The organism is Psychroserpens sp. (assembly GCF_034670085.1).
GTDB lineage: Bacteria > Bacteroidota > Bacteroidia > Flavobacteriales > Flavobacteriaceae > Psychroserpens.
In genome coordinates this window covers 1-22,159 of record NZ_JAXMOD010000003.1, presented here as the reverse complement: position 1 = coordinate 22,159, position 22,159 = coordinate 1, and the positions used below count along the sequence as shown (strand labels likewise).

Annotated in this window: 16 protein-coding genes; 9 read left to right on the top strand and 7 right to left on the bottom strand. The window is 34.1% G+C overall.

Annotated elements, in window-relative coordinates; translation table 11 throughout:
- The first annotated feature begins 5 nt into the window (after positions 1-5).
- Positions 6-2,321 carry a lamin tail domain-containing protein gene (locus VOI25_RS06130; protein WP_323788179.1) on the top strand — a complete coding sequence of 772 codons (2,316 nt, stop codon included), beginning with the start codon at positions 6-8 and terminating at the stop codon, positions 2,319-2,321.
- Positions 2,322-2,381: 60 nt separating this feature from the next.
- On the opposite strand, the gene VOI25_RS06125 is transcribed toward VOI25_RS06130, so the two are convergent.
- Both VOI25_RS06125 and VOI25_RS06120 read right to left on the bottom strand, forming a co-directional pair.
- On the bottom strand, positions 2,382-2,930 hold the full coding sequence (locus VOI25_RS06125) for a DUF2911 domain-containing protein (RefSeq protein ID WP_323788178.1): 549 nt from the start codon (positions 2,928-2,930) through the stop codon (positions 2,382-2,384).
- 103 nt (positions 2,931-3,033) lie between these two features.
- Entirely contained in the window at positions 3,034-4,308 is a 1,275-nt protein-coding gene (locus tag VOI25_RS06120; RefSeq protein ID WP_323788177.1) for a YCF48-related protein, read from the bottom strand.
- Between the two features lie 181 nt (positions 4,309-4,489).
- Between VOI25_RS06120 and asnB the strand changes: the two genes are divergently transcribed.
- The 6 genes from asnB (at position 4,490) to secDF (ending at position 14,557) form a co-directional block, all read left to right on the top strand.
- Entirely contained in the window at positions 4,490-6,154 is a 1,665-nt protein-coding gene (asnB, locus tag VOI25_RS06115) for an asparagine synthase B (RefSeq protein WP_323788175.1), read from the top strand.
- Between the two features lie 329 nt (positions 6,155-6,483).
- Positions 6,484-8,433: a DNA topoisomerase (ATP-hydrolyzing) subunit B gene (gene gyrB / locus VOI25_RS06110; protein WP_323788174.1), complete on the top strand. Its 1,950-nt coding sequence runs from the start codon at positions 6,484-6,486 to the stop codon at positions 8,431-8,433.
- Positions 8,434-8,638: 205 nt separating this feature from the next.
- The gene (locus VOI25_RS06105) at positions 8,639-9,652 is read left to right on the top strand and encodes a DUF6588 family protein (protein WP_323788173.1); all 1,014 of its coding nucleotides are present in this window, start codon (positions 8,639-8,641) and stop codon (positions 9,650-9,652) included.
- 126 nt (positions 9,653-9,778) lie between these two features.
- A complete protein-coding gene (locus VOI25_RS06100) occupies positions 9,779-10,705 on the top strand; it encodes a malate dehydrogenase (RefSeq protein WP_323788172.1) in 927 nt (308 codons plus the stop codon).
- A gap of 68 nt (positions 10,706-10,773) precedes the next feature.
- Positions 10,774-11,418, top strand: coding sequence for a hypothetical protein (locus VOI25_RS06095; protein WP_323788171.1), 645 nt, complete (start codon positions 10,774-10,776; stop codon positions 11,416-11,418).
- Positions 11,419-11,587: 169 nt separating this feature from the next.
- Positions 11,588-14,557 (top strand): protein translocase subunit SecDF, encoded by a 2,970-nt coding sequence (gene secDF, locus VOI25_RS06090; RefSeq protein ID WP_323788170.1) that lies wholly within the window; start codon positions 11,588-11,590, stop codon positions 14,555-14,557.
- Positions 14,558-14,629: 72 nt separating this feature from the next.
- On the opposite strand, the gene VOI25_RS06085 is transcribed toward secDF, so the two are convergent.
- The 5 genes from VOI25_RS06085 to folE all read right to left on the bottom strand — a co-directional run bounded on the left by VOI25_RS06085 (position 14,630) and on the right by folE (position 18,646).
- Entirely contained in the window at positions 14,630-15,133 is a 504-nt protein-coding gene (locus VOI25_RS06085) for a DUF192 domain-containing protein (RefSeq protein ID WP_323788169.1), read from the bottom strand.
- A gap of 1 nt (position 15,134) precedes the next feature.
- Positions 15,135-16,058 (bottom strand): prolipoprotein diacylglyceryl transferase, encoded by a 924-nt coding sequence (gene lgt, locus VOI25_RS06080; protein ID WP_323788168.1) that lies wholly within the window; start codon positions 16,056-16,058, stop codon positions 15,135-15,137.
- Positions 16,059-16,122: 64 nt separating this feature from the next.
- Positions 16,123-16,356, bottom strand: a complete 234-nt coding sequence (gene yidD / locus VOI25_RS06075; RefSeq protein ID WP_323788166.1) for a membrane protein insertion efficiency factor YidD — start codon at positions 16,354-16,356, stop codon at positions 16,123-16,125.
- A 104-nt stretch (positions 16,357-16,460) separates the two neighbouring features.
- Positions 16,461-17,942 carry a cysteine--tRNA ligase gene (gene cysS / locus VOI25_RS06070; RefSeq protein ID WP_323788164.1) on the bottom strand — a complete coding sequence of 494 codons (1,482 nt, stop codon included), beginning with the start codon at positions 17,940-17,942 and terminating at the stop codon, positions 16,461-16,463.
- Between the two features lie 26 nt (positions 17,943-17,968).
- Positions 17,969-18,646: a GTP cyclohydrolase I FolE gene (gene folE, locus VOI25_RS06065; RefSeq protein WP_323788162.1), complete on the bottom strand. Its 678-nt coding sequence runs from the start codon at positions 18,644-18,646 to the stop codon at positions 17,969-17,971.
- A 245-nt stretch (positions 18,647-18,891) separates the two neighbouring features.
- Here folE and VOI25_RS06060 point away from each other — a divergent pair, with 245 nt between their 5' ends.
- Together VOI25_RS06060 and VOI25_RS06055 are read left to right on the top strand one after the other, a co-directional pair.
- Positions 18,892-19,368 carry a hypothetical protein gene (locus VOI25_RS06060; RefSeq protein ID WP_323788161.1) on the top strand — a complete coding sequence of 159 codons (477 nt, stop codon included), beginning with the start codon at positions 18,892-18,894 and terminating at the stop codon, positions 19,366-19,368.
- Between the two features lie 10 nt (positions 19,369-19,378).
- Positions 19,379-22,159: PKD domain-containing protein (locus tag VOI25_RS06055; protein WP_323788159.1), on the top strand; the 2,781-nt coding region annotated here is incomplete at its 3' end.

Below are 22,159 nucleotides of genomic sequence, written 5' to 3'. Positions count from 1 at the left end.
AGAGGATGAAACACATATTAAAACCAATACTTATTAGTTTGATAACCATCAGTTTTTGCCAAGCCCAAACGCTTTATAAAAGCGGTATCGATAGTGGAGGAGACAACGTAAAAGTAGGCAATACCAAAGTGCTCTTTACCATTGGAGAAGTCCATGTGCAAGAGTTAACCGTTGGAAATACCTATACATCTGAAGGCTTTATTAGTCCGCAAGATAAAATAGACGTCATCATCACCGAAATCATGCAAAATCCAGATGCAGTTTCTGATGCCAATGGCGAATATTTTGAGGTGTACAACCCAACAAAATTACCAATCAATTTAAAAGGTTGGACCATAAAAGATGCACTAGCAGATGCTACACCACACGTGATTGCTAGTGATTTGATTGTGCCAGCCGATGGGTTTGTGGTCTTAGCACGTAATAGTGTTTTAGCAACCAATGGAAATGTAATGGTAGATTATCAGTATGGGAGTACCATTTTAAACAATACCTCTGATGCACTTATTTTAGAAGATGGTGAAAATACTGAGATCGATAGAACCGTTTACGATGGTGGTCCAGTTTGGCCAAATCCAACAGGTGCTTCTATGGAGTATGTTGGGAGTAATATTCAAGATAATAATGATGGTAGTTTATGGGCAGCGGCCAAAAGCTCAGAAGGCATTGATGCGCCAGATTTAGGCTCACCAGGAACGAGTGGTTCTAATCAAATCGTCAACCATTTGGTCTATGAAAATGATGTGTGGAATGAAGAACCTACACCAAACACTGGCATTAAAAATGCTGTAGTTATGGAAGGTGAATCTACTATCATAGCGTCAGATGTGTCCGTATTAAGTTTAAAAGTGAGAGAAGGCGCAGATGCCACAATTAATACAGGAGTGACTTTAACAGCACCAACAGTGACTTTAGAATCGTCATCTACATCATACTCTAGTTTAATTCTTGATGGTTCAATAGCTGGAACAATTTACTATAATCGTCATGTAAATATTAATGGTTCTGGCGAAACTGGTAGTAATGATTTAATTTCTCCACCTTTAACGGGTCAAGCATTTAATGCGTTTGCTTCTGCTAATCCAAATATTTTAAACAATGGAACATTATATTTATTTGGTCCTTTTGATAAAACAACAGGCACATATCTAACCTATACTGGAACAGATACTACGCCTTTAGATGCTGGTATTGGCTATAGAGCAGCATCTAGTGACAACGGTACATTTACATTTACAGGAACAGCTAATAAGTCTCTTGTAAGTGTTGATATTATAAATTCTGGACCTACAGAGCCTGCAGAACAAGAATGGAACCTTGTTGGAAATCCATACCCTTCATATTTAAATGTTCAAACATTTCTTACTCATGAAGTTAGTGCTGGCGTAAGCAATTTAAGTTTAATGAACTCTGGAACTGCTGCAATTTATGGCTATGACGGAAATGCATTAGATGGCTGGACCATTTATAATTTGGCTACTACAACAGCTTCTACAGTAATAGCTCCAGGTCAAGGGTTTTTTGTGAGCGCAGATGCAATTAATGCTCCACTTTATGATTTAGAATTTACGCCAGCAATGAGAGCTACAGGTGCAAGTGATGATTTTATTTTAGGTCGAAATAATGAAATTGTAAATACACATTTAAAATTACAATTGTCAACTAACAATACGTCTAAAAGCACCGATTTTTATTTTATTGAAAACACAACCTTAGGATTAGATCGAGGATATGACGCAGGAGTTTGGGGAACCAATGCAGGAGATTTTTCAATTTATTCTGAACTTGTCGAAGATAATACAGGTGTTGATATGGCTATTCAGTCTTTGCCAAATGAAGATTTTGAATCGATAGTCATTCCTTTGGGAATCAATTCAAATGCAAACGAACAAATAACGGTTAGTATTTCAGAATCAAATGTACCAGCATCAACAGATGTGTATTTAGAAGATCGATTGAATAATACCTTTACCTTATTAAATCAAACTGATTTTGTAATGACTCCAAACGAAAATTTAGTTGGTACAGGACGTTTTTATTTAAGATTTGCTGATGAAACTTTTGGGACTTCAGAAAATGAATTTGATAACCTTAAGATTTTTGCAACGAAAACACCACGTATAATAACTGTAAGCGGACTCCTTACTGATGCTACTGAGTTTGCTTTATTCGACATTAGAGGTCGATTAGTATTGACCACAGAATTAGACGAAAGTCAATTAACGAATCAAGTGGATGTATCTGCCTTTGAAGATGGAGTTTATATTGTGACACTAAATAGTGCAAAGAAAACTAAAAGTCAGAAAGTTATACTTAGGTAATTAGACAAACAAAAAAAAGCACTGATATTCAGTGCTTTTTTGTTATTAATACTAATTGTTTTACATTTTAGTAAAAGGAACAGCGATGCGCACGTCACCCCAACCCATGTGCATATCTATACCACTATCTGATTCTGAAAAAGCAATAGAAAATACGTCCATAGATTCTTTTGCTCTCACAATAGGAACGGTTACTCTTGCAACATCATTTTTTTCATTGTAAAAATAACTTCCCCAAACATTAAGATCTTTATTAATTATGGCTGTCCATTCTTTGGCTCCAGGAAGAATATAAAATGTATAGGTACCAGGAGAAACCTCTGTGTCACCAAATATCATAGTTTTGTAAAGTGTTAATTCTGCTGCTTCATTCGCTCCAGTCCTCCAAACTTCACCATGAGGAACTAGTTTTTCAAGTGAACGTTCATTTAATTGTGGTCTACTATAAACAATTTTAATATACTTATCAGCTTCCTTGTAATTTGATGGGAATGATGCCGCATCCATCGGACTTTTGTCTAATCCTGAAAATTCCTGAGCATTTGAATTGAAAGAAATTAGCATTAAAAAAGCTAAAGAAATAGTTGAAATAATTGATGTTGTTTTCATAATCTGTGTTTTTAGTTGTTGTAAATGTCTTTAAAAATAAAACCGGAAGGTCTTAAAGTTGTATTAAATGTCGCAAATACTTGTTAAAGTTTACAAGTGATGCTTAATTCTTTATAAACTTTAAAGCAGATCGTCCAGAATTGTTGTGAAAATCAATAAAATAAGTGCCAGAGACTAAATTAGAAACATTAAAGTTGTAGTTCTTTAGCGTCTTTTGAGTTATCACATCGCGAGATAATTGTTTTAGGAATTTGCCACTTATGTCATAAAGTTCAATAAGGATATTGTCATCACTTTCAAAATTAATAGTAAACTGTAAATTGCTTTCCACAGGATTTTCGAGAATTTTTATATCTAAATGCTGATGGTCTACTTGACTAAAATCTTGAACATTTAAGGTTTCATCAGTATACTTGTAAACTGTAGTTCCAGATGCATATGCTCTAGTAGAATTTATGATAAAAATTCGATTTAGATTATTGCCAATGTTTAAGTCTGTCCATGTTTGTCCGCCATCTAAAGTTTCTTGAAAACCTGTGGTGTGTCCACCCATCCATCCATGATTTTCAGTAATAAAGCCAACAGCTTGGATTTCCGTTTCTACAGATTCAAAGCTATTCCAGCTAACACCACCATCGATTGATTTTATTAATTTTCCATTATTTCCTCCAGTAGATGAAACAGCGCCAAACATAACATTGCTATTGCCTTCGAGTGTTTGAAGTTTCCAAACATACTCTCCACTTAAATTGGTATTATAGATTTCGGTCCAAGTTAGTCCGCCATCTATGGTTTTTAAAATTATTCCACCATCAGAAGCTCTTCCTGAAGCGAATCCTGTAAGTTCATCTAAAAATAGGACTTCTACCAAACCATCAGAATAGCTAGACATATCAATAAATGTCCAGGTGTCTCCACTGTCTGTTGATTTGATAATGTGTGCCGGATTAAAATAAGCACCACAACCGTAAATAGTCGAAGTTCCAACAGCATCTAATCCACATATGGCATTAGGATTTGGAGTGATGTTTGTAACTTCTGTCCAGTTGGAACCACCATCAATGGTTTTAAAAAATGCGCCATTTAGTGTACCAATAAAGCCAATATCTTCATTTAAAAATTCAATATTTCTAAAATAATATCCTCCAGGAATATTATTTTCATTGAGTTGCTCCGTCCAATTTAAACCACCATCTGTAGTTTTATAAACCGCTGCATAATAGCCATTTGCTGCCCAGCCTAAATTTTCGTTTAAAAAGAAAACGTCATCAAAACGTTGTCCATTTGCGTTTGAAATTATGTTTGGTGCAGGTTGCCAAGTCGGCTGTGCAGTTAGGCTCAAGCTAAATAAAAGGAAGAATAATGTTGCTAATTTCATAGGTGTATTTCTACTTTCAAATTACAAAGTTAAGCATCTGTTTTTTGGTCAAAGAATTATTTTTAATAGTAAAATTAGATATTTAATTACATATTGTAAGCAAAACAAGATATTATGTTTCAAATATTAAACTTATAATTCATATTTGTATTCTATTAATAAACAAAAAATAAATTTAGTTATGTGCGGAATTGTATGTGCGTTCGATATAAAACAAAACTCAGATGAGTTGAGACCTCAAGTATTAGAAATGGCAAAAACGATACGTCATCGTGGACCAGACTGGAGCGGAATTTACAGTGATGATAAAGTGATTATGGCTCATGAACGTTTAGCGATTGTCGATCCTGCTTCAGGAAAACAACCATTATTGAGTCCAGACAAGACATTAATATTGGCTGCAAATGGCGAAATTTATAACCATAGAGAATTAAGAAAGCAATTTAAAGCCACATATGAGTTCCAAACTGAAAGTGATTGTGAAGTCATCTTAGCATTATATCAAGAAAAGGGCGTCCATTTTGTGGATGAGCTGAATGGTATTTTTGGTTTTGCTATCTACGATGTTGAGAAAGACGAATATTTCATTGCTCGTGATCACATGGGAATTATTCCGTTATATATTGGTTGGGATCAAAATGGAACCTTTTATGTCGCTTCAGAATTAAAGGCTTTGGAAGGTGTTTGTACTAAAATCGAATTGTTTCCTCCAGGACATTATATGAGCAGTAAAGACGGAAAATTTGTGCAGTGGTATAAACGTGATTGGAGAGATTATGATGCCGTAAAAGATAATGAAACAAGTATCGCAGAAATTAAAGAAGCACTTGAAGCTGCAGTACACAGACAACTAATGAGTGATGTGCCCTATGGTGTTTTACTTTCTGGTGGTTTAGATTCTTCAGTGACCTCTGCGATAGCCAAAAAATATTCTGAACGACGTGTTGAAGCTGACGATAAAGAAAAAGCTTGGTGGCCGCAACTGCATTCGTTTTCAGTAGGATTAGAAGGTTCTCCAGATTTGAAAGCTGCTAAAAAAGTGGCGGACCACATTGGAACCGTACATCACGAAATTAAATTTACAATTCAAGAAGGTTTAGATGCCATAAAAGATGTAATTTATAATATTGAAACCTATGATATTACTACAATACGTTCGTCAACACCAATGTATTTAATGGCAAGAGTTATTAAATCTATGGGAATAAAGATGGTGTTGAGTGGTGAAGGTGCAGATGAAATCTTTGGCGGCTATTTGTATTTTCACAAGGCGCCTAACGCAAGAGAATTTCATGAAGAAACAGTTCGTAAATTAGATAAATTACACATGTACGATTGTTTAAGGGCTAATAAAAGTTTGGCGGCTTGGGGAATTGAAGGACGTGTGCCATTTTTAGATAAAGAATTTATGGATGTCGCTATGCGAATCAATCCAAAAGACAAGATGATTAATGGTGAACGCATGGAAAAATGGGTCATTCGTAAAGCGTTTGAAGATATGATACCAGAAAGTGTGGCATGGAGACAAAAAGAACAATTTAGTGATGGAGTTGGTTACAGTTGGATTGATACCTTAAAAGAACTGGTAGAAAAAGAAGTAACTGATGATCAAATGGCGAATGCTAAATTCCGTTTTCCAATTCAAACACCGATAAACAAGGAAGAATACTATTACCGCACAATTTTTGAAGGACACTTCCCAAGTGATACAGCAGCTTTATCTGTACCGCAAGAACCAAGTGTGGCTTGTAGTACTAAAATTGCATTAGAATGGGATGAGGCCTTTAAAAACATGAATGATCCATCAGGAAGAGCGATTGCTAATGTTCATGATGAGGCGTATTAAAAAGTTCAAATTGAGCTCATATATTGTAATTAATTTAAATCAAAATCTCGCTTCTGCGAGATTTTGAGTTTTAAGCGCTTTTTGGAAGATGTTAAAAATCAGTAAAATCAATTTTAAGGTGCTTTTTATTCGATTTAAGACACTTTCTAGTAATTAACAAATGTTAATAATTATTGATTTCTGTGTGTAAAAAGCTTTCAAAAAGCGTCTTAATTTCATATCTTTGTTTGTGTTCAAAAGGATGCTAAATGCATCTTTTTTTATGCGATGTATAATTCAAAATTATACTAAGATTTATAAACTAGTTATTTCAAGATAAATTAAAATTTATGAGCGAAAAAAGAGAAGAATTTAATAAGGATAATTATTCAGCAGATAGTATTCAGGCTTTAGAAGGCATGGAGCACGTACGTATGCGTCCATCAATGTATATTGGAGATACTGGTGCAAGAGGATTGCACCATTTGGTTTATGAGGTTGTTGATAACTCAATCGATGAAGCCTTAGCTGGACATTGTGATAATATTACAGTAATTATTAATGAAGATAATTCTATAACGACAGAAGATGATGGTCGTGGTATTCCAGTAGATCTCCACAAAAAGGAAGGCGTGTCTGCACTTGAGGTTGTAATGACCAAAATTGGAGCAGGTGGTAAGTTCGATAAAGATTCTTATAAAGTGTCTGGTGGTTTACATGGTGTTGGAGTAAGTTGTGTTAACGCTTTATCAGATCATTTAAAAGCAACAGTATTCAGAAAGGGTGAAATCTGGGAACAAGAATACGAAAAAGGGAAAGCTATGTATCCCGTAAAGAAAGTTGGTACAACTGAGAAAAGAGGAACGATAGTTACTTTTAAGCCAGATGCTACAATTTTCACTCAAACCTTAGAATATAACTACGATACATTGGCAAGTCGTTTACGTGAGTTGGCCTATTTAAATAAAGGCATCACAATTCATTTAGTTGATAAACGTCATAAAAAAGATGATGGTGAGTTTGAAGGCGAAACATTTCATTCTAAAGAAGGTCTTAAAGAATTTATCAAATTCTTAGATGGTAATCGTGATCCATTAATAGCAGAAGTAATTGCTTTTGAAGGTGAAAAAAATGGTGTTCCTGTTGAGGTTGCCATGATTTATAATACATCGTATGCTGAAAACTTACATTCTTACGTAAACAATATTAATACGCATGAAGGTGGAACCCACTTATCTGGTTTTAGAAGAGGTTTAACACATACGCTGAAGAAATATGCCGATAGTTCAGGAATGTTAGATAAACTGAAATTTGATATTGCAGGCGATGATTTCCGTGAAGGTTTAACAGCTATTATTTCGGTAAAAGTTCAAGAACCTCAATTTGAAGGACAAACCAAAACGAAATTAGGAAATAGAGAAGTATCTGCATCTGTAAGTCAAGCGGTTTCAGAAATGCTAACCGATTATCTAGAAGAACATCCAGATGATGCTAAAATCATTGTTCAAAAAGTAATTCTTGCTGCTCAAGCACGTCATGCTGCCCAAAAAGCTCGTGATATGGTGCAACGTAAAACCGTAATGAGTATTGGAGGTTTACCTGGAAAATTAAGTGATTGCTCAGAGCAGGATCCAACAAAATGTGAGGTATTCCTGGTCGAGGGAGATTCGGCAGGTGGAACTGCAAAACAAGGTCGTGATAGAGCGTTTCAAGCGATTCTTCCTTTACGTGGAAAGATTTTAAACGTAGAAAAAGCTATGTCACATCGTGTTTTTGAAAACGAGGAAATTAAAAACATCTATACAGCACTTGGTGTTACCATAGGTACTGAAGATGATAGTAAAGCACTTAACTTATCTAAATTAAGATACCATAAAGTAGTTATCATGTGTGATGCCGATATTGATGGTAGCCATATTGAAACTCTAATTTTAACCTTCTTTTTTAGATATATGAAAGAGTTGATTGAAAATGGACATATCTATATCGCCACACCGCCTTTATATTTAGTAAAGAAAGGTGCTAAAAAGCAATATGCATGGAGTGACGAAGAACGAACTAATATTATGAACGATTTTGGTGATGGTAGTAAAATACAACGTTATAAAGGTTTAGGGGAAATGAACGCATCTCAATTATGGGATACAACAATGAATCCAGATTTTAGAACACTAAGACAAGTTCAAATTGATAATGGTGTAGAAGCAGATCGAATTTTCTCAATGCTAATGGGTGACGAAGTGCCACCTCGTAGAGAGTTTATTGAAAAGAATGCGATTTATGCGAATATTGATGCATAAATAAAATATATGTTCGCTGATTTTATCGATGCGAAAACCATAACTAAAGCAACTACGTATATAGAGTAGTTGCTTTTTTTATTTCCATTCGTGAAATAATTACATATGTCACACGTTTTATTATCGGTAAAACACATTTATTAACGATGAAGTGTTGTGTTTCGAAAAGTTTACTAATTTTGACGTTCAATAAACCTACAATGTTATGAAGAGAATAATTTTAATTAGTACAGCTTTACTTAGTATAGTATTAGTGAAAGCTCAAGAAAATGTGAATGATCTACTAGCCGCAGGTATAGCCGATGCTGAGCGATTCACACAAGGCTATATTGCACCTGCTTCTGAAGGATTGGCATTTGGAATAAACAATGGATGGTTCAACAATGCCAAAGCACCAAATCGTTTTAATTTTGAAATATCATTAATTGGAAATATTGGTTTTGTTAAAGATGAGAAAAAATCGTTCCAAATTAATGTCGACGATTATGAGAATATTAGATTTGAGGATGGTAGTTCTACAAAAACTGTTGCCACAGCATTAGGACATAATGATCCTTCAATAAGTGTGATAATAACCTATAGTGATCCTATTTTTGGAAATCAAGAGAAGGAATTAGAACTTCCTACAGGTATAGGTTCGCAAAACTTTAATATCATTCCAACAGGATTTTTACAGGCTAGTTTCTCCCCATTTAAAGGAACACAATTAAAAGGACGCTATTTTCCCAAAGTAGAAACTTCAGAAGCAAAAGTTGGTTTATACGGGTTAGGAATTCAACAAGAATTTACGAGTTGGTTGCCTGCAGATAAAATTTTTCCAGTAGCAATATCAGGATTGATAGCGTATACACATTTGGATGCAAGTTATGATTTTACGGATGCCGAATTTGTAGATGGTGAAAATCAACGTGTGGAAACTGAAGTAAATACCATGCTTTTTGAACTAATCGTTGGAACAAAATTGAAAATCATAAACTTTTATGGAGGATTAGGATATATTTCAGGGAAATCAACTACAGATTTATTAGGAGTCTATAGAGTGACAGATGGTACCCAATTTTCTGAAGAAATTAAAGATCCTTTTTCATTTGAACAAGAGGTCACTGGAATAAGAGGAACAATAGGCGCAAACCTAAAGCTTGGTATCTTTGGAATAAATGCAGATTATACGGTTGCAGAATTTGATAGTGCGACCTTAGGATTCAACCTTTCTTTTTAAAGAGAACTTAACTATAGTATAAAAAAAATCAAAAGCGTAAGATTTTCTCTTACGCTTTTTTCATTGGCACTTTTAAAATTTGTAATTTTGCACTCTTAAATAACAACACAATTAAAACATATAAACATGAAAGTAACAGTAGTTGGAGCAGGAGCAGTTGGAGCAAGTTGTGCAGAATATATTGCCATTAAAAACTTTGCCTCTGAAGTCGTCATTTTAGACATTAAAGAAGGTTTTGCTGAAGGTAAAGCAATGGATTTAATGCAATGTGCATCTTTAAACGGATTTGATACTAAAATAACAGGAAGTACTAGCGACTATTCAAAAACAGCAAATAGTGATATTTGTGTTATTACTTCTGGTATTCCTCGTAAACCTGGTATGACTCGTGAAGAACTTATTGGTATCAATGCTGGTATTGTAAAATCTGTATCTTCAAGTTTAGTAGAGCATTCTCCAAATACAATTCTAATTGTGGTTAGTAATCCTATGGATACAATGACCTATTTAGTTCATAAAACGACCGATTTACCAAAACACAAAATAATTGGTATGGGTGGCGCTTTAGATTCTGCACGTTTCAAATATAGATTAGCGGAAGCTTTAGATGCTCCCATAAGTGATGTTGACGGAATGGTTATCGGAGGACATAGTGATACTGGAATGGTACCATTAATTTCTCAGGCAACTAGAAACAGTATTAAGGTTTCTGAGTTTATGTCGGAGGATAGACTAAATCAAGTTAAAGAAGACACCAAAGTTGGTGGTGCTACATTAACTAAATTATTAGGAACATCTGCATGGTATGCTCCAGGAGCTGCAGTAAGCGGATTAGTTCAAGCGATTGCTTGTGACCAAAAGAAAATGTTTCCATGTTCAACATTATTAGAAGGTGAATATGGTTTAAATGATCTTTGTATTGGTGTTCCAGTAATTCTTGGTAGAAACGGAATAGAACAAATTGTTGATGTGCCTTTAAGTGCTGCTGAAAAAGCACACATGAACGAAAGTGCTGAAGGCGTTAAGAAAACCAACGGATTATTAGAACTTTAATTCAAACCATATAACATAGAAATAAAGGCTGTAGAAATACAGTCTTTATTTTTTTATATATTTGGCGCATGAATAACAAATGGTATATTAGTGCTTTAGTCATAATTCTAGCATTGGTTGGAGGTATTGTTTCTCATGATGACAACAAGAATCCTAATCAAGAGATTGTTTTACAGTTTACGAGTGAAACGGTTACTAGTGACACAGCACAACATGCTATTGCTACTGTTAAAGAACAGTTGCAAACTGTTGGTGTTCATGATATTCAGGTAACTAAACATAAAGGTGGACAATTAAAAATCACCTATTTCAGTACGACTGATATTGTTAGTATAAAGAAAATACTTTCCAAAGCAAAGTATTTCGAATTAGGAAACTCTAGTAATGGTGATCATAATATTCCATTTGATATTCCTTCAAAAGACCATTCAATTGCCTATAATGTAGATGTGTATGAAATCCAAAATGGATATGATACAGCATTTCATCTTTCGGGAAAACTAGGATTAGAACATAAAGCAGATAACGACCGCCTTTCAAATACAAATCCGTTTGCTACTGCAAAAGCAATTGATTATAGTTATCTTGATCAACAAATAAAGGTTGCCTATAAATTCCATAAATATTCTGGAATTACTATAGATCATAAGTCGAATAAAATCCCAGAGGTCAGAGCAGGACCAAATACAAATGGGATTTTACATTATAGCTAAGAGCTAAGTTTTCCCATTGAACTTCAGATTACATTTTAATGAAAGCTTTTTGTAGTTAATCGAAAAAGCAGTCATAACAATACATTTAAACATAAAAAATAATTGTCAAATGGTGAGTAAAGTATATATTTGCTCGTTTTAAAAAATTTGACTCAAAAAAATTAAAGTAATGCAAAACAAAGGATTAGTAAAGCTTTTTGCACTGTTATTTGGATTGGTAAGTATTTATCAATTATCATTTACATTCAAAGCTAACCAAATTGAAAAAGAGGCAAAAACTTATGCCGAAAGTAAATTTCAAGATAGTGAAGCCATCAGTGATGCTGAGGTTCGTTATCTAGATTCTCTATCAAGTCAGGAAGTATTTGATTTAGGAGTCACAAGCTTCACATTCAAAGAAGTTAAAGAAAAATCAATGAATCTTGGTCTTGACCTTAAAGGTGGATTAAACGTAATTCTTGAGATTTCAGTAAAAGACATCTTAAAAGGTCTTGCAAATAATAGTAAAGATCCAGCTTTTAATAAGGCTTTAGCTGATGCTGAAGAAATTCAAAAGGATGCTCAAGAATCGTATTTAGAATCGTTTTACCAAGCTTGGGATGCGATTAAAGGTGACCAAAAATTAGCGTCTCCAGATATATTTGCGAATAGAAGTCTAGATGATGTGATTAACATCAACATGACTGATGATGAGGTGAAAAAAGAAATCGAACAGAAAGTAGATGAGTCTATTGTTTCTGCTTTCGAAGTATTGCGTAAACGTATTGACCAGTTTGGTGTAACGTCTCCAAACATTCAACGTTTAGGAAATACAGGTCGTGTATTAGTAGAACTTCCAGGTGTTAAAGATGTAAAACGTGCAACAGAGTTAATTACGACAACAGCACAATTACAGTTCTGGGATGTTGATAACGGACAGTCTATTGGAAATTTCTTCGTAGCATCTAATGAAACACTTAAAAAAGTACTGGGTCTTGATGAAAAAGAGGAAGCTACCGAAGCTCAAGACTCAACGTCTGCAGACAGTACAATTGATGATTTATTGGGTGACGCGTCTACAGATTCAACAGCTGTTGCTCAAGTAAATCCGTTGTTTGATTTAATTGGTCCTCCACGTTCTGGTGGAATGATTGGAATTAAATTGGAAGATAAAGACAAGTTTCAATCGTATTTAGATATGCCTCAAGTAAAAGCTAATCTTCCTGCAGATGCAAGAAACATTAGATTCGCTTTTGGTTTGCCAACTGCAGATGCAGATACAGGAGTTGAGTATGTAGATTTATATACGTTAAAAGGAAACAGAGAAGATGAACCAGAATTAAGTGGAGCTGTAATTACGGATGCACGTCAATCGTATAGCAATACTAATAAACCATCTGTAACCATGCAGATGAATGCTAAAGGCGCCAAAAAATGGGAAGAAATTACAGGAAGAGCATTCACTAATAAATCTCAAATTGCCATCGTATTAGATGATATTGTATATTCTGCTCCCCAAGCTACTAATGGAGCGATTTCAGGTGGAAATACTGAAATTTCTGGAAACTTTACAGTGAATGAAGCGATCGATTTAGCAAACGTGTTAAGAGCAGGTAAATTACCAGCTTCAGCAGATATCGTTCAAGCAGATCAAGTTGGGCCTTCATTAGGAAAAGAAGCTATTGAGAGTGGAACAAAATCATTTTTAATAGCCTTAACTTTAGTATTACTATGGATGATCATGTACTATGGTAAAGCTGGTATTTTTGCTGATATAGCGTTATTATTAAACATCTTGTTAATTTTTGGTGTGCTTTCAGGATTAGGAGCTGTATTAACACTTCCTGGTTTAGCTGGTATCGTATTAACGATTGGTATGTCTGTGGATGCGAACGTACTTATTTTCGAAAGGATACGGGAAGAAATAGGTAAGGGTAAAGCCATGAAAGAAGCTGTGAAAGATGGTTTCGCAAATGCGTTATCTTCAATTTTAGATGCCAATATTACAACTGGATTAACAGCATTAATATTATTTGTATTTGGAACAGGTCCTATTAAAGGTTTCGCAACTACTTTACTTATTGGTATTGTAACATCATTATTTACAGCAATATTCATTACCCGTTTATTAGTAGATTGGTATGTAAACAGAGGAAAGAATTTAGATTTCTCTACGTCAATAACAAAAGGTTTATTTAAGAATATGAATATCAAGTTTATTGCTAAGCGTAAAGTGGCTTATGTGATTTCTAGTATTTTAATTGTAATAAGTTTAGTGTCTTTATTTACTAATAAATTAGATCAAGGTATTGATTTTGTTGGAGGAAGAACCTATCAAGTGCGTTTTGATAAAGCGGTAAATTCTGAAGATGTAGCCAAAGATTTGAATGCGGTCTTCGGAAGTGCTGAAGTAAAAACTATTGGTTCTGCTAATCAGTTAAAAATTTCAACGAAGTATAAAGTAAATGAAAATTCAGCTGAAGCTGATGAGGAAATTCAAACCATGTTATTTAATGGATTGCAGTCTTATTTACCAGCAGATATTACTTATACTGAATTCTCTGAAGCTACCAATGGTGTAGGTAAAGTATTATCAAGTAAAGTAAGTCCAACAATTGCCGATGATATCAAAAAAGAATCATTCTGGGCAGTATTAGGATCTTTAGTAGTAGTATTCCTTTATATCTTATTCCGTTTCAAAAGATGGCAATTCTCAACTGGTGCAGTTGTAGCTGTCTTCCATGATGTGATTATCGTATTAGGTATCTTTTCTTTACTTTATAAGTTTATGCCATTTAGTATGGAAATTGATCAAGCCTTCATTGCAGCCATATTAACCGTTATTGGTTATTCTCTGAATGATACGGTTGTCGTTTTTGATAGAATTAGAGAAGTAATTGCAGAACGTGCAGGATTTAAAGGAGGTTCCAATATTAACTCAGCGATCAACAGTACATTGAGTAGAACCTTAAATACATCGTTAACCACTTTAGTGGTATTATTGGCAATGTTTATTTTTGGTGCCGATTCCTTAAGAGGATTATTATTCGCATTAATCGTAGGTGTTATTGTGGGTACATATTCTTCTGTATTTATTGCAACTCCAATTATGTATGATACATTAAAAGATAAAGGTGAAGCTCCTAAAGAAGAGGAATAATTCAACAATCTTTATAGAATTAAAAAAGCCATTCAATTTGAATGGCTTTTTTGTTTACTATATAATTATGGTTTAGTTTGAAGTGAATTCAATAGTATCTCCTTTTTCTAAATTCCAAGTCTCACTTAAACCAGCATTAACTTCTAATACAAATTTTGCAGGCGCTTCTGAAGGTAATGAGGTTTCATCCATCGGTTTTGCATTTTTCTGGATGCTTACAATGTGTTTGTCCTCTGAAATATAAATGATGTCTAATGAAATTTCAGTATTCTTCATGTAGAAACTTCTATAGTCTGAATCAGGAAAGATAAATAACATACCTTGATTGTTTTCCATGCGCTTACGATACATCAATCCAGTTTGAGTGGAATAATCATCGTCGGCAATTTCAATATCAAGAGTAGTAATAACTGAATCAGTAATTGCCTTTTTAATCTGAAGTTCTCCTTCTTTTTTAAAAGAAATCGTAGCAGCTTTCACCTTCGTGTTTTGCTGAGTTTCTTTACAAGATAAACTAGAAAAACACAAAATACCAAATGTAGAAACAGCAAATAGTCTAAGCCATTGTCGTTTCATATTAGCTCAATTTACGTTTCGGTTTATAAACAAACATGAAGTACAAACCTATTAAAATAAACGGGATACTTAAAAGCTGACCGGTATTTAAAAGCCAATCTGCGCGTTCAATATTTTGAGGTTCTTTTACATATTCAACAACAAATCGAACGGACCAAAGTAAAACTAAAAATAAGCCAAATAAGAACCCTTGTTGTTCACTTTTATTTGTTTTCCAATAAAAATACATTAAGATGAAAAACACAAAAACGTAACTAAATGCTTCGTATAATTGCGCAGGATGTCTAAATGGTACTTTTTCTAATAACTCAGCATATTTAGGATCACTACCTAAAGCGGTATAAGCCTCTTTTACATCTTTAATTCCAGTGATTTTAACAACATCATATTTGCTGTAGGTATCTTGAATGAACTGTATTCCGAAGGAAGAATCGGTTACTTTACCTATAATTTCAGAATTAATAAAATTTCCTAAACGCACAAATACAGCACCTAAAGATACAGGCACAACAACACGATCGAGAACCCAAATCACACTTTTCTTGACGACTTTTTTATTGTATAAATACATAGATATTATCATGCCTATGGCAGCTCCATGACTGGCTAAGCCTTGAAAACCAGTGAATTCTATACCGCCTTTAAATTTAAAAGGGAGAAAGATGCTAAAGAAATCATCGTTGATTAATTCAGACTGGTAAAAAAAGACATGGCCCAAACGTGCACCTAACATGATTCCAATTACAGAGTATACGAAAAGAGAATCTAAAGCTTCATTGGTTTGATTGTCATTTTTGAAGATGCGTTTTACAATATAGAAACCTAACAAGAAGGCAATAATCCACATCAAACTGTAGAAATGAAGTGTGAAAAATCCGAAATCAATTCCTTTAGAAGGGTTCCAAACGAGACCTAAAGCGTACATATGTTTTGTTTTGTTGGGTAAAGATACTATTTATGCTCAAAAAGCAGTAAACCTTAAGATAGTTTTAATCTTCTTTTTCGGGAACAGGATCGTAGCCGCTACGTCCCCATGGATGACAACTCAAAATACGCCTTATCGCTAATTTTCCACCTTTTAATAAGCCATGTTTTTCAAGAGCTTCTTTACTATAATGCGAGCAAGTAGGTTGAAATCTGCACGATGCAGGCGTTAACGGAGAGATTAATGTTTGGTAAACTTTAATTAGAAATATAAATGGATATGTTAGGAGTTTTTTCATTTCTTAATTAGAAAGCTATTAGAGTGTCAGGTTGAGCGCAGTCGAAACCTAATTAAATACTTTACAATGAATAGTTCTCAACTCCGCTCAAACAGACAAACTGTTTAGTTTGTCGAAAATGTCGTGCCATCCTTTCCATCATTCAACTGAATTCCTTTTGCGGCTAATTCATCTCGTATTTTATCAGATAATGCAAAATCTTTATTTGCTCTTGCTTCTTGACGCAACTGAATTAACAATTCAACAGCTCCAGAAAGTTTATCAGTACCATTTTCTGATTTAGAAGCATTTTCTAATCCCAAAACATCAAACGTAAAAGCATGCATTGTGCTTTTCAATTCCTCTAAATCTTCAGAAGTTAGAGATGCATTATTATCTTTAATTTGATTCACCAATTTTGCAGCTTCAAAAAGATGCGCAATTAAAATAGGTGAGTTGAAATCATCGTTCATGGCATCATAACATTTCTGCTTCCATTCGGTTACATTAAATGTCGATGTTGATCCAGTGGGTAAATCGTCAAGACCATTTATGGCATCCATTAATCTGTAGAAGCCTTTTTCACTAGCTAATAAACCATCATCAGTTAAATCTAAAACACTTCTGTATGACGATTGTGCATTAAAAAATCGTATGACACTAGGTCCGTAAGCTTTGCTGAAAAATTTGTTGTTTCCAGACAATAATTCATCTGGATTAACAGTATTTCCAGTAGTTTTAGACATACGTTGTCCATTCAATTGAAGCATATTTGCGTGCATCCAATAGTTTACTGGAGAAATACCTTTTGCAGCTTCACTCTGTGCAATTTCACATTCGTGATGCGGGAATTTTAAGTCCATTCCACCACCATGAATATCAAAATTGTCACCTAAATATTTTGTACTCATCGCAGTACATTCTAAATGCCAACCAGGAAAACCATCGCTCCAGGGTGAAGGCCATCGCATGATATGTTGAGGTTCTGCTTTTTTCCAAAGCGCGAAATCTTGTGGATTTTTTTTATCGCTTTGTCCTTCAAGAGCTCGTGTATTATGGATTAAGTCTTCAAGTTTACGTTTGCTTAATTTACCGTATTCATTAGATTCATTAAACTTATGAACATCAAAGTACACCGAACCATTCACTTCATATCCAAAACCGTTGTCAATAATAGTTTTAATGAGTTCAATTTGTTCGATAATATGTCCAGTAGCCGTAGGTTCAATGCTAGGAGGTAAAAAGTTAAGTGTGTTTAAAATATTATGAAAATCTACCGTATAACGCTGAACAACTTCCATAGGTTCAATTTGTTCTAAACGTGCTTTTTTTGTGATTTTATCTTCACCTACATCTGCATCATTTTCTAAATGTCCAGCATCAGTTATATTTCTAACATATCGAACTTTATACCCTAAATGTTTTAGGTATCGAAACACCATATCAAATGACATAAAGGTTCTCACATTTCCTAAATGGACATTGCTGTAAACCGTAGGTCCACAAACATACATACCAACATAACCTGATTCAATAGGTTTGAAGATTTCTTTTTTACCACTTAATGAATTATAAATCTGAATAGTTTGGTTTTGGTATAATTGCATGCTGAATAATTAAAAAGTCCTTAAAATTAAAACGCTGTATCTAAATTGATATAATCTAAAAATTCTCTTTTGGTATCTTTTTCTTTGAATTTACCACCAAATTCTGAAGTGACAGTACTACTATCAATATCTCTTATGCCTCTTGAATTCACGCAAAGGTGTTTAGCATCAATAACACAGGCGACATCATCAGTATTTAAAACAGTTTGCAACTCTTTTACAATTTGAATGGTTAAGCGTTCTTGCACTTGCGGACGCTTTGCAAAGTAATCTACAATACGATTCATTTTAGAAAGGCCAACAACAGTTCCGTTTGAAATGTAGGCAACATGCGCTTTTCCAACGATAGGAAGTAAGTGATGTTCACAAGTTGAGTATACAGTTATGTTTTTTTCAACAAGCATTTCACCATACTTATATTTGTTATCAAAAGTTGACGCCTTAGGTCTTCGCTTTGGATCAAGTCCACCGAAAATCTCATTCACAAACATTTTTGCAACGCGGTTAGGAGTTCCATTTAAACTGTCATCTGTTAAATCGAGGCCTAAGGTTTCCATAATATGGCGAACATCATCTTTAATGATATCTATTTTTTCATCATTAGTAAGTTTGAAAGCATCATCACGTAATGGTGTTTCAGATGAAGAACCTACATGGTCATCACCTATTGCTTCAAAATCTTCCAAGTCTTTTTCTATTTTCATTAATCAAATTTTTGACAAGCATTTATTATAAACCTATTCAAAATTAAAAACTTCTAAATCAACATAAAAAGTTGCTTTTAGAGTTTGCAAAGATAAACAATTAAAAAAAGTTAATACATAGGTAGGAGTTTTTTAATCTGAAATGTTATAGTAATGTATATGTTGGACGCTAATTGCTATTCAACATTAACAGTAATTTAATTAAAAATTTCTTAAATTTCACGTCTTTTAATCAATAGAAAGCTATGAATACAAAATTCCTTCTGCCTTTGGCATTCATTTTTAGTATGTTAACGGTAAACTTGTCGTTTTCCCAAAATAATCAAAAGCAAAAACCATTGCAACATGTTGTATTTGATGACAATGTAGATGCACCTCTAACGGCTAACGAGTTAAAGCAAATTAATGAAGTTTATGGAGATCATGCTGAAGAAGATATCTTAAGTAAGCCTCAGCGATTAAAGGATGTTAAAAATATTCTAAGAAATCGAGTTGTAATTATAGAACATTCAAGCAAGGATTTGTCAAGTTTTGCAAAATTATCTACTGTTCCACTTTTCAATCCTTATAATAAAGGTCTAATTCATGACGCGGTTTATAATGCTAGTACATTTAACCCTTTAAAATATCAATTCAATTTTCATTCAAGGGAAGGTTCAAAGACGTATCGATTTGATAATTCACAATATTTAATAACTATCAAATCTCAAAACCCTCAATAATCATCATATTATGAAAAAGATAACTACTCTTTTATTCCTCGTTTTTACAGTTTTTTCATATGGTCAGGATATTCTGATGCAAGATGGAACAATAAGTCAATGTACAGATCGATTTTTTGATTCAGGTGGTGAGTTTGGACCATATTCAAGTAACGAAAATTTTACACTAACCATTTGTCCACCTACAGCAGGTGATGCTATTCAATTAAGTTTTACAGCGTTTAGTACACAATTGAGTTTGGATGTAATGACTATTTATGATGGACCGGATAATACATTTCCATCTTTTGGTTCGTATTCTGGAGGAAATAATCCAGGAGTTATTGAAGCAACAACACCTTCAGGATGTATAACAATTGAGTTTGTGTCTAACGGTTCAGGTACTACTACAGGTTGGGCTGCAGATATAGCATGTTTAACACCTTGTCAATCCATTGTTGCAAATTTAGATAGTACTAATCCAGCATTTGATGTTAATAATGTGGTTGTTGCAGATGTAAATGAAGTGATAACTTTTAATGGTAGTGGAACTTTTTCAATAGATGGAACAGGAGCTACCTATTCATGGGATTTTGGAGATACAAATACGGGAACTGGAGCTACAGTGATGCACCAATATGCTACAGCTGGTTTATATACTGTAACATTAGTAATTACAGATACTAATCCTGCCGGTTGTTCTAGTACAAATACGATTAACTTAACTGCACAAATTGGTGCCTCAGGACCAGGAACGCCATTTGTTGAAGCTGGCGATGATATTGTTATTGATTGTGCAGATACATGTACAGATATCACTGCTGAATTTTTAGATATTGGTGAAACAAATACCTATACGGTTACCGAAATACCTTTTGTGCCACCATTTTCTTTTAGTGGTTTAACAAACTCTTTAAACCCTAATGCTGATGACCAGTGGTCTAGTTATGAGAATCTACCTTTTGATTTTTGCTTTTTCACAAATATTGAAACACAATTTCAAGTAGGATCTAATGGTGTGATTAGTTTTAATAACAATACAGGTGGAAATGGATGGGCTTTTACAGAGTCTTTACCAAATAATACTAATAATACTTTAGGGGAAGCTAATATTTTAACGCCTACTCATGATATAGACCCAACTCAAAGTACTTCTGAAGAGATTGCATGGGAAATTATTGGTACATCACCTAACAGAGTATTAGCAGTGTCTTGGTTTGAAGTACCAATGTATTCAGGTGCCTGCAATAATTTATTAGCAACTCATATGGCTGTATTATATGAGACTACAAATGTGATCGATATTTATATTAAAAATAAACCATTATGTACAGGATGGAATAGTGGTAATGCTGCTGTTGGTATCCAAAATGATGCTGGTACAACAGCATTTGTTCCTCCAGGAAGAAATACAGGTCAATGGACAACCTCAGATGAAGCTTGGCGTTTCACTCCGGCAGGACCTAGTATTATTGATTTTGCTTGGTTAGATTCTGCAGGCACTGTAATTGGTACAACACCAACATTAAATGTTTGCCCTAATGGTACTACAACATATACGGCAGAAGTGACTTATACAAATTGTAATGGTGATACTATTGTGGTTACCGATGATGTTACTGTAAGTAAAGATGTCCCTTTTACTGTAGATTTAGGTCCTGATCAAGAGTTATGTGAAGGCGATGCAGATGTTATACTAGATGCTGATATTGGTACTGCTACGGCAACTTATCAGTGGTATATTGGAGGGATTTTACAAGCAGGTGAAACCAACCCTACGTTGACGGTGTCTTCTCCTAATTCGGAAACCTATTTAGTTGAGGTTACAGACCAGAGTTGTACTCTTAGCGAAGATGTAGTGATTACGTTTTTTCCTAATCCTTTAGTGAACCCAATATCAGTCTATGAGTTATGTGATGATATTGTATTAGACGATTTGACAGAATTTGATTTATCTACGAAAGATGCTGAAGTTATTGGAGCTCAAGCAAATGTGGTAATATCTTACCATGTTTCTCAAGCAGATGCTGATAATAATGCGAATCCGTTGCCAAATTTATTTACTAATACAGTAAACCCACAAACGATTTTTGTTAGGATTGTAAATACAAATAATACGAACTGTTATGTTACTACAACTTTTGATTTATTAGTAGCATCTGGAATTTCATTAACCCAACCTGAGGATATGGTAGTTTGTGATGATGCCTCTGCTGATGGTTTTGAAGCTTTTGATTTGAACTCTCAAACTGCGACGATACTTAATGGGCAAACAGGGGTAACGCTTACATATCATCCAACTCAAGTTGATGCAGAAGCCAATACTAATGTTTTAGTTAGTCCTTATACTAATATTTCTAATCCTCAAACGATATTTGTTAGAGTTGAAAATGATGCTAATACATTATGTTTCGAAACTATTTCTTTCGATTTAAATGTAAACGCAGGACCAGCTGTTCTTATTCCTACACCTTTATCGGTTTGTGATGATGATACTGATGGCTTTGCAATTTTTAATTTGACTGATGCAAATACAGAATTAATTAATGGCCAAGCTAATGTGGTGGTTACATATTATGAAACGTTGGCTGATGCAAATGCTGATACAAATGAAATATTTTCGCCTTACACTAACATAGTTCCTAATTTGCAAACAGTATTTGTAAGATTAGAAAGTACTGATACAACCTGTTACAACACTACGACTTTAGATTTGGAGGTTATCATGAATCCGATAGCGAATTTAGTAACGCCTTTAGAGGTTTGTGATGATGACAATGATGGTTTTTCGAGTTTTAATTTAAGTTTAAAG

What these genes read in the sequence shown, in the direction of transcription:
- VOI25_RS06130 (WP_323788179.1), top strand. Translation starts at nt 6, where the DNA reads ATGAAACACATATTAAAACCAATACTTATTAGTTTGATAACCATCAGT.
- VOI25_RS06125 (WP_323788178.1), bottom strand. Translation starts at nt 2,930, where the DNA reads ATGAAAACAACATCAATTATTTCAACTATTTCTTTAGCTTTTTTAATG.
- VOI25_RS06120 (WP_323788177.1), bottom strand. Translation starts at nt 4,308, where the DNA reads ATGAAATTAGCAACATTATTCTTCCTTTTATTTAGCTTGAGCCTAACT.
- asnB (WP_323788175.1), top strand. Translation starts at nt 4,490, where the DNA reads ATGTGCGGAATTGTATGTGCGTTCGATATAAAACAAAACTCAGATGAG.
- gyrB (WP_323788174.1), top strand. Translation starts at nt 6,484, where the DNA reads ATGAGCGAAAAAAGAGAAGAATTTAATAAGGATAATTATTCAGCAGAT.
- VOI25_RS06105 (WP_323788173.1), top strand. Translation starts at nt 8,639, where the DNA reads ATGAAGAGAATAATTTTAATTAGTACAGCTTTACTTAGTATAGTATTA.
- VOI25_RS06100 (WP_323788172.1), top strand. Translation starts at nt 9,779, where the DNA reads ATGAAAGTAACAGTAGTTGGAGCAGGAGCAGTTGGAGCAAGTTGTGCA.
- VOI25_RS06095 (WP_323788171.1), top strand. Translation starts at nt 10,774, where the DNA reads ATGAATAACAAATGGTATATTAGTGCTTTAGTCATAATTCTAGCATTG.
- secDF (WP_323788170.1), top strand. Translation starts at nt 11,588, where the DNA reads ATGCAAAACAAAGGATTAGTAAAGCTTTTTGCACTGTTATTTGGATTG.
- VOI25_RS06085 (WP_323788169.1), bottom strand. Translation starts at nt 15,133, where the DNA reads ATGAAACGACAATGGCTTAGACTATTTGCTGTTTCTACATTTGGTATT.
- lgt (WP_323788168.1), bottom strand. Translation starts at nt 16,058, where the DNA reads ATGTACGCTTTAGGTCTCGTTTGGAACCCTTCTAAAGGAATTGATTTC.
- yidD (WP_323788166.1), bottom strand. Translation starts at nt 16,356, where the DNA reads ATGAAAAAACTCCTAACATATCCATTTATATTTCTAATTAAAGTTTAC.
- cysS (WP_323788164.1), bottom strand. Translation starts at nt 17,942, where the DNA reads ATGCAATTATACCAAAACCAAACTATTCAGATTTATAATTCATTAAGT.
- folE (WP_323788162.1), bottom strand. Translation starts at nt 18,646, where the DNA reads ATGAAAATAGAAAAAGACTTGGAAGATTTTGAAGCAATAGGTGATGAC.
- VOI25_RS06060 (WP_323788161.1), top strand. Translation starts at nt 18,892, where the DNA reads ATGAATACAAAATTCCTTCTGCCTTTGGCATTCATTTTTAGTATGTTA.